General features: G+C 57.2%; 9 protein-coding genes. 8 read left to right on the top strand and 1 reads right to left on the bottom strand.

Annotated features, from left to right (window positions below; genetic code table 11):
• Window positions 1-23: 23 nt before the first annotated feature.
• Window positions 24-557 (top strand): 2'-5' RNA ligase family protein, encoded by a 534-nt coding sequence (locus MRBLMR1_RS27855; RefSeq protein ID WP_286194879.1) that lies wholly within the window; start codon window positions 24-26, stop codon window positions 555-557.
• Between the two features lie 390 nt (window positions 558-947).
• Here the strand turns inward: MRBLMR1_RS27855 and dgoD are convergent, their stop codons facing one another.
• Window positions 948-2,096 (bottom strand): galactonate dehydratase, encoded by a 1,149-nt coding sequence (gene dgoD / locus MRBLMR1_RS27850; RefSeq protein ID WP_148144603.1) that lies wholly within the window; start codon window positions 2,094-2,096, stop codon window positions 948-950.
• A 279-nt stretch (window positions 2,097-2,375) separates the two neighbouring features.
• Between dgoD and MRBLMR1_RS27845 the strand changes: the two genes are divergently transcribed.
• The 7 genes from MRBLMR1_RS27845 to MRBLMR1_RS27815 all read left to right on the top strand — a co-directional run bounded on the left by MRBLMR1_RS27845 (window position 2,376) and on the right by MRBLMR1_RS27815 (window position 11,410).
• On the top strand, window positions 2,376-3,146 hold the full coding sequence (locus MRBLMR1_RS27845) for a FadR/GntR family transcriptional regulator (protein ID WP_148144753.1): 771 nt from the start codon (window positions 2,376-2,378) through the stop codon (window positions 3,144-3,146).
• A 204-nt stretch (window positions 3,147-3,350) separates the two neighbouring features.
• Window positions 3,351-3,920, top strand: coding sequence for a TetR/AcrR family transcriptional regulator (locus MRBLMR1_RS27840; RefSeq protein ID WP_148144602.1), 570 nt, complete (start codon window positions 3,351-3,353; stop codon window positions 3,918-3,920).
• A 15-nt stretch (window positions 3,921-3,935) separates the two neighbouring features.
• Entirely contained in the window at window positions 3,936-4,538 is a 603-nt protein-coding gene (locus MRBLMR1_RS27835) for a 2-hydroxychromene-2-carboxylate isomerase (RefSeq protein ID WP_500067014.1), read from the top strand.
• A gap of 76 nt (window positions 4,539-4,614) precedes the next feature.
• Window positions 4,615-5,478, top strand: a complete 864-nt coding sequence (gene sseA / locus MRBLMR1_RS27830) for a 3-mercaptopyruvate sulfurtransferase (protein ID WP_206827248.1) — start codon at window positions 4,615-4,617, stop codon at window positions 5,476-5,478.
• On the top strand, window positions 5,475-6,851 hold the full coding sequence (locus MRBLMR1_RS27825) for an FAD-binding oxidoreductase (protein ID WP_500067013.1): 1,377 nt from the start codon (window positions 5,475-5,477) through the stop codon (window positions 6,849-6,851). Before sseA ends, MRBLMR1_RS27825 begins: the two co-directional genes overlap by 4 nt.
• 46 nt (window positions 6,852-6,897) lie before the next feature.
• Window positions 6,898-9,216, top strand: coding sequence for a molybdopterin guanine dinucleotide-containing S/N-oxide reductase (locus MRBLMR1_RS27820; protein WP_500067012.1), 2,319 nt, complete (start codon window positions 6,898-6,900; stop codon window positions 9,214-9,216).
• Between the two features lie 538 nt (window positions 9,217-9,754).
• Window positions 9,755-11,410 (top strand): ABC transporter substrate-binding protein, encoded by a 1,656-nt coding sequence (locus tag MRBLMR1_RS27815; RefSeq protein ID WP_500067011.1) that lies wholly within the window; start codon window positions 9,755-9,757, stop codon window positions 11,408-11,410.
• Window positions 11,411-11,433: the final 23 nt, after the last annotated feature.

The following is an 11,433-nucleotide window of genomic DNA, read 5'->3' as shown; positions in this document are numbered from 1 at the left end:
ATCGCCGGGTGACATTGCCGCCATTGATCATAACCGCTCATGTCGAGCTTGACGACATGGAGCCATTCGATCGTCTCCGACAGGAGCATTTTCCGCCTGCCCGCAATTTCCTCAAGGCGCATGTCACCATCTTCCACCATCTCCCCGGCCAGCGGCTCGCGGCGGTCAAGGAGATCTTGGCCGAAACGCTGCTGGAGCGGACAGATTTCCTCGCAACCGTCAGCGGCATTCAGCATCTGGGAGCAGGCGTCGCATTCAAGATCGAAAGCCCCGAACTGCAGGAGCTGCGAGCCGAACTCTCCCGTCGTTTCGGCTCCTGGCCCGGCCCGCAGGATCTGCAGAAATTCCGCCCGCATATCACGATCCAGAACAAGGTATCGCGGGCAAAAGCCGACCAGTTGTTTTTCGAGCTGACCAGCCGGTTCGAACCGAAATCCATCCGCATGACCGGGCTCGATCTATGGAGTTATCTGGGCGGCCCGTGGCGTCATGAAGGCTTGATGTCATTATCGGATCGAGAGGGGCAGCAGCCCCAGTCATCCGGCGCGGGACACTGATCCTCCGTACTCTTGGAAACGTTTTCGCAATTTCATCAAAAAACCGAGCCATCGTCGGAACCGGAAGCCCTGACAGGCATTACGCCCTCGTTCTTTCTCTCACCACAAGCTTGATGTCCGAGGATTGATGATATGCCCAACGCAAGCAACCTTTTACGCTTAGGCCACATCGTGCTCACGGACTTTGGACCGTCATTCTCGATCCTCCTGTCGATTTTCGCCTTGGGTGCCTGGGTTTTGGGCCTTCAGTTTGGAAGCGTGCTGCACGACCTTCCCGACTACGGAGACAGCGTGTTTCAGAATATGCGGTCGTCGACGATTTCCGATTTCATCGGATAAAAACCGCCCGGCCCTGAACGAGCCGGACGCGTATTGCTTGAGGAAACTACCTTACCACTCGGCGAAGCTTCCATCCTCATGGCGCCAGATCGGATTGCGCCAACGATGGCCTTCCTTGGATCGTTCAATCACATAGGCTTCGTCGACTTCAACACCGAGGCCCGGCCCCTGTGGAATGCTGACAAAGCCATCGGCGTAATGGAAGACTTCCTTGTTTGAGATATAGTCGAGGATGTCATTGCCCTGGTTATAATGGATGCCGAGGCTCTGTTCCTGAATGAACGCGTTATAGGAGACGGCATCGACCTGCAGGCAGGCGGCAAGCGCAATCGGGCCGAGCGGGCAATGTGGCGCCAACGCCACATCATAGGCTTCCGCCATGGCGGCTATCTTGCGGCATTCGGTAATCCCGCCAGCATGCGATAGATCCGGCTGGATGATGTCGACATAACCGTCCGACAGAACCTGCTTGAAATCCCAGCGTGAGAACAGCCGCTCACCGAGCGCGATCGGTGTCGAGCAATGGTTGGCGATCTCTTTCAGCGTCTCGCGGTTCTCGGAAAGCACCGGTTCCTCAATGAACATCAGTTTGTAGGGCTCGAGTTCCTTGGCAAGGACTTTTGCCATCGGCTTGTGGACACGGCCATGGAAATCGACGCCGATGCCGATATGCGGGCCAACGGCTTCACGTATGATGGCGATCGTCTCGACTGCCTTTTCAACCTTTTCATTTGTATCGACGATCTGCATTTCCTCGCAGCCGTTGAGCTTGATGGCCTTGAACCCGCGGGCAACCACGTCCTTTGCATTGTTGGCGACATCCGACGGGCGGTCGCCGCCGATCCAAGAATAGACTTTGATCCGATCCCTTACCTGGCCGCCCAGGAGCGAATGGACCGGCTGGCCCAACGCCTTGCCCTTGATGTCCCAGAGCGCCTGGTCGATGCCGGCGAGCGCCGACATGTGAACGGCCCCTCCCCGATAGAACCCGCCGCGATAAAGAACAGTCCAGTGATCCTCGATCAGAAACGGGTCCTTGCCGATCAGGTAATCGGACATCTCATGCACGGCGGCCTCGACCGTCAGTGCTCTGCCCTCGACCACCGGCTCACCCCAACCGACGATGCCTTCGTCGGTCTCGATCTTCAAAAACAGCCAGCGCGGCGGGACGATGTAGGTGGTAAGCTTGGTAATCTTCATCAAAGTGCTCCAAATATGAAGTCGTGCGGCTGCATTGCCGACTATAGCGCGGACGATGGTGTTCCTTTTGCTCCAGAAACGGTCGGCACCAGGCGATCTAATCCTCTGCTCACAAGGATTAAAATTCATAGGATGGATGTCAATATAAATATGATTTATTTCTGGATTTGATCCAAAAATAAGATCGTTCCATACTATGAATTGCAAACGACAAACGGCACCCCTCAGGAGAGAGATCGAGCAATGACAAAAGAAGGCTCTCTGCTGAGAAACGCTTCGATGACACGGGTGCTGACAGAGGACGGTGAACCGATCGCACAGCGCGGAAAACGAACTGTCCGAGAAGCGCTGCTTCACTGTCTTATCGAAATGATCGTATCGGGAGCGTTTGCCGAAAACTCCACCCTGCCTAACGAGGCCGAGCTTACCGAACGTTTTGGCGTCAGCCGCACCAGCCTGCGGGAAGCCATGCAATATCTCTCTGCCCTCGGCATGGTTCGATCGCGAACAAGGGCCGGCACTACCATCCTGCCGAAGGAAAACTGGAACTATCTTGATCCGATCGTCCTTGAGGTCATACTGTCGGTGGGAGCTGACGACGCCTTTTATTCCTCGCTGATCGACGCGAGACAACTGTTAGAACCTGCAGCAGCCGCGCAAGCCGCCGCCAATGCCAACGCGCGCCAGCTCTACCAGATTTCAAAAGCATTCGAGGACATGGTCGAGGCCAACTCCCGAGATACAGAGGCCTGGAGTCGGGCCGATCTGGAATTCCATACCGCAATCATCAATGCCAGCGGAAACTGGGTCTACCGGCAGTTCGCAAGCGCCATCCAGGCAGCGCTGCTCGCGAGCTTCCGGCTCACCAACCGTGCCAGCCAATCACACGAACAGGCGATCTTGAGCCATCAGGTTGTATTGGAGGCCATTCGCATGCGACGACCCGAGGCAGCGCACCATGCCATGGCACACCTTATCGGCGCGGCACGAATAGAAATGACTGAAGCACTTCGACAAGCAAGTATGGTTTTTCAGCAGCCAAAGCCATAACAGGATATTGAATAAATCCTACAATACATCAAGATCATATGCGATTTTCTGCCACTTCATGCGTGAGAGGGCTGCGGGCCGCTTGACGTAATCCCGTCAATCGTTGACAACTCCACCAACGAGAGACAGACCGGTCTTGCTTCCGTCGATTTGGGACCGTCTATGGATCATCGAAGTAATAGGCCCAAAATTTAAAGCGATGCGATGAGAGAAGCCATACCTGACCAGATCCTCACTGCTGCCGGAGCACTTTTCTATAAAGAAGGCATTCGAGCGGTGGGAATTGACCGCATCATAGAAGAAGCGAATGTCGCCAAGGCGACGCTTTATCGGCACTTCCCTTCCAAGGACCATCTGGTCGCAGCCTACCTTCAGGCCCGCCACGATCGAGTTATCCGATCTCTCGAAGACGTCACCGAAGCGGCGATGGCCCCAAGAGACAAGATAAAGCTGATCTTCGAACGCTTGCACGAAAAGGCAGACAGCCCGGAGTTTCGCGGGTGCGCATTTGCGTTGGCAGTCGCGGAACACGGCGATTCCGAACGTGTCGTCTCTGTAGCTCGAACTCACAAAACAATGGTTCGGGACATATTCTCTGCCATTATGTCAAAGGCCAACAGCGGATCTCAACAGGCGTCCGCCCATCTTTCCCTTCTTTACGAAGGCGCGCTGGCTACCGTGGCAGTCGGACGCGACCCGAGTGCCGTACTCATTGCCCGTGATTGCGCACTTTCCGTCTTCGATATGGCAGTGTCCACCAAGCAGCCCTCCTGAAAGCGATAGCAGACCATGACAAAAACGATCGATTTCTTCTTCAGCATTGGCTCACCCTGGGCCTTTATCGGGTTGGAACCATTTGCCACGCTGGCAGCTGAACATGGCGCCACGATCCGTCCTCACGTCATTCCGCTGGTCGAGGACAATGGCGGTATCTACTCCCGCAATCGACCCGAAGCGCGCCGCGCCTACTGGACGAAAGACCTGAAACGTTGGGCGGCGTTGAGAGGCAAGACGCTCAACTTCGACAATCGCACCGCACTTTCCGATCCAGCACCGGCCGGTCTGATGGTCGTCGCCGCGATCGAGGCCAATCAGGACTGGCTCAAGCTGACGAAAGCGCTTCAGGAAGCGTTCTGGGGACGTGGCGAAGATATTGGCGATACCGAGATCCGCCGGTCGATTGCGACGGCAGCGGGCTTTGATTCAGCAGCACTGGATGACCTGGGCCAGGGCGAAGCCGTGCAGGCACGCCGCACATCCAGCTACGAGACTGCAAAGGCTGCCGGCGTCTTCGGGCTACCGACCTTCCTGTATGACGGCGAGCTTTATTGGGGCCAGGACAGCCTGCCTTTCCTTGAACGCCATCTGAAGGGCGAAAAGCTGGTCGCCTGATTTTCACTCAAGCGACCTCATGCGCCGCAGACGCGGCACAGGTTTGTTTATCCGCTTATATTTTCGGAGTTTCCCAATGTCTCTTTCCCTGCCCGGCTCTCTTGTCACCACCGAATGGCTTGCAGCGCATATTGACCAGCCGGATCTCGTCATTCTCGATGGATCTTTCAAACTGCCGGGCGCCACCCCGATCGCGGCTGACGATTTTGCCGCCCGGCACATTCCGAAGGCGCGGTTTTTCGATATCGACAAGATTGCCGACCACGAAACGTCGTTGCCGCATATGCTACCCTCGCCCGAAGCTTTCGAGCAATATGCGGCGGATCTCGGCATTTCGAACGGCAGCATCGTAGTGGTCTATGACACGCCCGGCCTTATGTCGGCTGGCCGCGTCTGGTGGACATTGCGGACTTTCGGACACGACAAGGTCGCAGTTCTAGACGGTGGCCTGCGGAAGTGGCTGGCAGAAGGTCGACCGGTAACCGAGGAGGTTGCACCATTCTCCAGAGGCGTTTTTAAGGCGCATTTCAATCCCGGGGCGGTGCGTTCGAAAGCACAGGTCCTCGATAATATCGCAAGCCAGGCAGAACAGGTAATCGATGCCCGCTCCGCCGGACGCTTCACCGCGACAGAAAAGGAAGCCCGCCCGGGTCTTCGCTCCGGTCATATTCCGGGCAGCCTCAATCTGCCATTCAATGCGCTGACCGATCCCCAGACCGGCGAACTTCTCGATACCCCAAGCATCGCGAAGGCTTTTGAACAGGCCGGGCTCGATCTTTCCGAACCTGTCATCGCAAGCTGCGGCTCAGGTGTAACTGCAGCAGCGCTTGCCTTCGGCCTTCATCTTGCAGGCAAGGACGACGTGGCGATCTACGACGGAGCCTGGACAGAATGGGGGCAGCAAGGCGATACACCTGTTGAGACCGGAGACGGAAAATGAGCGCGCTTCCGCTCTCCCTTTCCGAAGCGCTGAGCAAACGCTTCGGTGATCGTTATTCGATATCGCAGGCCCTGCGCGAACAGCATGGCCGCGGTGAATCCCATCACACGCCTGCCATCCCGGATGCCGTCGTTTTTGCGGAGAACACACAAGAGGTGGCCGATATCGTGCGGCTATGCGCTGCCGAAAGCGTTCCGGTCATCGCCTTTGGCGCGGGAACATCGCTCGAAGGCCACCTGACCGCAGTGCGCGGTGGTATTTCCATCGATCTGTCGCGCATGGCGAAGATCACCCGCATCAGCTCCGAGGATCTCGACTGCACCGTCGAGGCGGGCGTTACGCGCGAGCAGTTGAACACCCATCTGCGTGACATGGGTCTGTTCTTCCCGATCGATCCGGGTGCCAATGCCTCGATCGGCGGCATGACAGCTACACGCGCTTCCGGAACCAATGCCGTGCGCTACGGTACCATGCGTGAAAACGTGCTTGGGCTAACCGTCGTATTGCCGAATGGCCAGATCATCCGTACCGGGGGCCGGGCGCGCAAGTCCTCCGCAGGTTACGACCTGACCCGGCTCTTCGTCGGCTCGGAGGGCACGCTCGGCATCATTACTGAGGTCACATTGCGTCTCTACGGTATTCCAGAGACGATCTCTGCTGCGCTCTGCTCTTTCGAAAGCGTCGAACAGGCGGTAGCCGCTGCAATTCAGGTAGTCCAGCTCGGCATTCCCGTTGCCCGTATGGAACTGATGGACCGCGGCCTGATCAAGGCAGTCAACGCCTACTCCAGCCTGTCGCTGAAGATCGAGGACACGCTTGCCTTCGAGTTTCACGGCTCGCCGGCCGGCGTGCAGGAACAGGTCGAAATGGTTGCCGCAATCGTCGCGGAAAACGACGGTCGGGATTTTGAATGGGCAAATGCAGCAGAAGAGCGTAACCGGCTTTGGAAGGCGCGTCATAGCGCCTTTTATGCTGTCGTCTCCCAGCGAGAAAACGCCAAGGGCTGGTCGTCCGATGTCTGCGTGCCTGTCTCCGAGTTAAGTGGCTGCATCCTGAAGACACGCGAACTTCTGAAGGATTGCAGTGTCCAGGCAGCCATTCTCGGACATGTCGGGGACGGCAATTACCACGTCGTCTTCGCCGTCGATCCGAACAACCGGCAGGAACTCGACGAAGTCGCTTCAATCAATAAGAAGATGGTGCAATATGCCATCTCCGTCGGCGGTACATCGACAGGCGAGCATGGGGTCGGCACGGGCAAGATTGCCTATCTTCGGGCTGAACATGGTGATGCCGTTGATCTCATGGCCGTCATCAAGAATGCTATCGATCCGGCGGGCATCATGAACCCTGGCAAGGTTTTGCCAAATTAGCCCTTGACCGACAGCTGAAACACATTGATCGCCGAGGATACCCGCCATGAGCTCGTTCAAGCCTCACAGCTCACATTGGGGCGCCTTTTCAGGCAGATATGAAAACGGCACCCTCCACATCCGGCCTCATCCCGACGATCCGCACCCGTCTCCCCTGCTGGGCAACATTCCGGCGATTGCCGATAGTCCTGCTCGTGTCAGACGCCCCGCCATCCGGCGTGGCTGGCTTGAGCAAGCACCTGCCCACGCAAAAAAACGTGGCGCCGATGATTATATTGAAGTTAGCTGGCCCCAAGCGGTGGAGCTGGTCGCAAACGAACTTCACCGCGTTTACCGGGATTTTGGCCCGCAAGCCGTATTCGGCGGTTCCTATGGTTGGTCGAGTGCCGGCCGTTTTCATCATGCGCAGAGCCAGATCCATCGTTTTCTAAATGTGCTCGGCGGTTACGTGCGATCCGTCAACACCTACAGTTCCGGCGCGGCATCGGTCATCATCCCGCATGTATTGGGGCCTTATGACACGGTCGACCGCAAGAGCGTCACCTGGGATGCAATCGAGCGCAGCACAGAACTCGTCGTCGCCTTCGGCGGAATGGCGATCAAGAACGCCGACGTGCATGGCGGCGGTATAGGTGCCCATATCGTGCGGCCGAAACTGTCGGGCGCCAGCGCTCGCGGCGCCCGGTTCGTCTCCATCACCCCGCTTAAGGACGACTTTCCTTCTGAAGTGAATTCTGAATGGCTGGCGATCATTCCGGGCACCGACGTTGCGCTCATGCTGGGAATAGCACATGTGCTGGCGGCAGAAGGACTGCATAACCGCGAGTTTCTTGAGCGCTATACGGTCGGATATGAGCGCTTCGAGGACTATCTGCTTGGCCGCAACGATGGATTGCCGAAAACGGCCGAATGGGCAGCGGAAATCTGCGGCATAAGCGCAGAAACAATTAGGGATTTGGCGCGGGCAATGGCACGCTTGCGGACGTTGGTGACCGTCAGTCATTCGCTCCAGCGAGCCGACTACGGCGAACAACCAGTCTGGATGGGTATTGTGCTTGCCGCGATGCTCGGCCAGATCGGTCTTGATGGAGGCGGATATTCCTATTCGCTCGGAGCGCTTGGAAACATCGGAAAACGCCAGCTGGCCGTGCCGCTGCCAACGCTCATTCAGTTCAAGAATCCTCTGGCGGACTATATCCCCGTCGCCCGTATCGCGGACATGCTGCTCAATCCGGGTGGCGAATTCCAGTATAATGGCAATGATCTGCACTATCCGGATATTCGCCTTGTCTATTGGGCAGGCGGCAATCCATTTCATCACCATCAGGATCTCAACAGGCTGCGCGCCGCATTCAGGCGACCCGAGACAATCATCGTTCATGAGACGGCCTGGACGTCCACCGCGCGTCACGCAGACATCGTTCTGCCGGCAACGACAACGATTGAACGGGACGATATCGGCGCGGCAGACCGCGACGATCTGATGGTAGCGATGAAGAAATTGATCGAACCGGTCGGCGAAGCACGCGACGACTATGAGATTTTTTCCGCCATCGCCCGGCATCTCGGGAAATTCGACGCGTTTACCGAAAACCGCACGGCCCGGGAATGGCTCGGCTTCCTTTTCGAAACGACACGTCAGGCGCTCGCAGCCGGCGGGCATGACGCTCCGGATTTCGAAGAGTTCTGGGAACGCGGTGAACTGCGGCTGCCGATCAAACCCGATGATGGCGGCCCAGCACGTGCCTTCCGTGACGACCCGTCTGCATCTCCGCTGCAGACCCCATCCGGCAAGATAGAGATATTCTCAAAGACGATCGCAGCGTTCGACTATGACGATTGCGGCGGTCATCCATATTGGTACCCCGCAAGGGCTGAAGCGGCGGTCGATAAAACGATCTACCCGCTGCATCTGGTTTGCAACCAGCCGCACCAGCGACTGCATAGCCAGCTCGATTATGGTGACTTCAGCCGCTCTACGAAGATCAAGGAGCGCGAGCCGGTCCGCATCAACCCGGCCGATGCGGCAGCGCGCGATATAGAGGATGGCGATATAGTCAGGCTTTTCAACAATCGTGGCAGTTGCCTTGCAGCAGCGATATTGAGCGACGAAGTAAGGCAAGGCGTGATGCAGCTTTCGACGGGCGCATGGTTCGAGCCGGATGATCCGAAGTCGGAACACCCGATGTGCATCCATGGAAATCCGAATATCCTCACGCAGGATATAGGCACTTCCAGATTGGCCCAAGGCTGCACCGGTCAGATCACCAAAGTGGAGGTCGAGCGGTTTTCTGGCAACACTCCACCGGTCCGGGTCTTCGAGGGCATGACATTCGTGACGAATGAGAATGGTCCCGAGACATAAACCCGGACCGCAAATCCTCACCTTTGTGCCGGCCGATCATCTCTCGTATGCGGTCTCGACCAAGATGTAGGCCGGCAGTTCGCTGCATTTTCAGTTTCTCACCGCCTGCCTCGCAATCCGGCGTTCAGGCCTCCCCCATTCCCCGTCACCACGTTTGAAACATCAATCCCAAACGCTTCCTAAACTGCGACAAATTAATCCACTAATTCCATGGAAAAAGAATAACCAGTCTTTCTCCTTGGCGCTGCGCTGATAGGCTGTGTGTCATGATCTTCTTGCTGAACAACGGAGGACCGCGTCATGAACGGAATATGTAGCGCCGAGCGCGCTCTGCGCGCGATACGGCCTGCCAGGACCAGTTAACAGCGGCTCCGCCGAAGTCCAGTCATCGGAATTTGCATTTTCCTATTCGCCCGCTCGGCACGGAACCGCAGCGGCAACGGCTTGACGCGCGCAGTTTCCGCTTATCGCGGACCAGCATGCGCGCTCGCAGAACATCGAAAACACAACCTACACCCCGAAACATCAGGATCACCCCATGACCGAACGATCTTCTCTTCTCAATCTCTCCCGGCGCCGCCTGCTGATCACGACATCGGCTACGGTTGCAGCGGCTCTTTTGGTCTCGACAACGGGCTTCACTCCGGCTCAGGCCGCCGAAACGCCGAAAGATGGTGGCGACATAACCTTCCTGATTGACTCTCTCGGCGATACCTGGATCCCCAACAACAGCGCCATCTCCAGCTTCCAAGGACATATCTGGGGGCATGTCACCGACAAGCTTCTTTATGTTGATGCTGAAGGCAAGGTCAGCCCCTGGCTCGCCGAACGCTGGGAGCAGAATGACAATGCCACGGAATTCACGCTACACCTCAAGAACGGTGTGACCTTCTCCGATGGTACACCGCTCGATTCCGCCGCGGTCGTTGCCAATCTCGACATCTGGTATGCAGGCCGAAAGAACGAAGGCATCAACCCAATCGGCCTTTTCCCCAAGACTTACGATCGCGCCGAAGTTATCGACCCGTCCACCGTCAAGGTGTTCTTCAAGAAGCCTACACTGGGCTTTATTCCGACGCTGGGCTACCACGGCTCGATCCTCGTATCGCCCAAAAGCCTAGCCCAACCGGCTTCCCAGCAAGCCGACCTGAGCAAGACTGCCGGCAGCGGACCCTATGTGGTCGAGAGCTGGAAGGAAGGCGATCACGTTACGCTGGTCAAGCGCAAGGATTATAACTGGGGACCGGCCGCCGTCGGCCATACCGGTCCGGCCTTCCTCGACTCAATCACCTACAAGCTTGTGTCAGAACCCTCGCTCCGGGTCGCCTCGGTCCAGTCCGGTCAGGCAGATGTCGCCTATAATGCCTCCCCCCAGGAGCTGAAGTCGCTCAAGGAAGAAGGTTATACGATTGCTACGCCGCGTTATCTCGGTTTCGTCAATGGCTGGGCGGTCAATACGAAGATCGCGCCCTATGACGACGTAAAAGTTCGCCAGGCGCTGCAGGCCGGTATCAATCGTCAGGAAATCATCGATACGGTCTACACGCCCGACTGGAAGCTGCCGACCTCGTTCATCCAGAGCAACGTGCCCGGCGCCACAGACCAGAGCGGCCTTTTAGCTTACAATCCCGACAGAGCCGAAAAGCTGCTCGACGAGGCGGGATGGGCAAAGGGCGCAGACGGTGTTCGCACCAAGGACGGCAAACCGCTTACGCTGACGCTCCATTCCAATCCCTATCTCGCCACCTCCAAGTCTGTGGACGAGCTTATCGCCCAGCAGCTCGGCAAGCTTGGCTGGAAGGTAGCTATCCGTGCTTATGACGTCGTGACCTATGGAGAAAAGGTGAAATATGGCGGTCCTGCCATCCCGACATACGAAGTCACACGCAGCTTCATCGACGCCGGAACGGTTGCCGGTATCCTGACAAATGCCAATAATGGCGAGAACTGGTTCGCACTCGATGACCGCGATGCCAGGCTCAACGATCTGCGCGACAAAATCGCGGGAGCAGGCACTTTCGATGAGCGCAACCCGCTGCTGAATGATCTGCAGCAATACGTTCTCGACCAGGGATATTTCATCCCGCGCACGCAGATCGTCCAGCGCATCTATGTGCAATCGCCGACGCTGAAAGGCGAGGTCTATAACGGCGTTGCCTATGCCAGCTACTACACGGCCTTTATTGCCGATTGACGCATAAAGCAACCAACCAATGC

Origin of the sequence: Neorhizobium sp. LMR1-1-1.1 (assembly GCF_040675795.1) — a bacterium.
GTDB classification, from domain to species: Bacteria; Pseudomonadota; Alphaproteobacteria; order Rhizobiales; family Rhizobiaceae; genus Neorhizobium; species Neorhizobium cellulosilyticum.
This window is presented reverse-complemented; position numbering and strand designations above follow the sequence as displayed.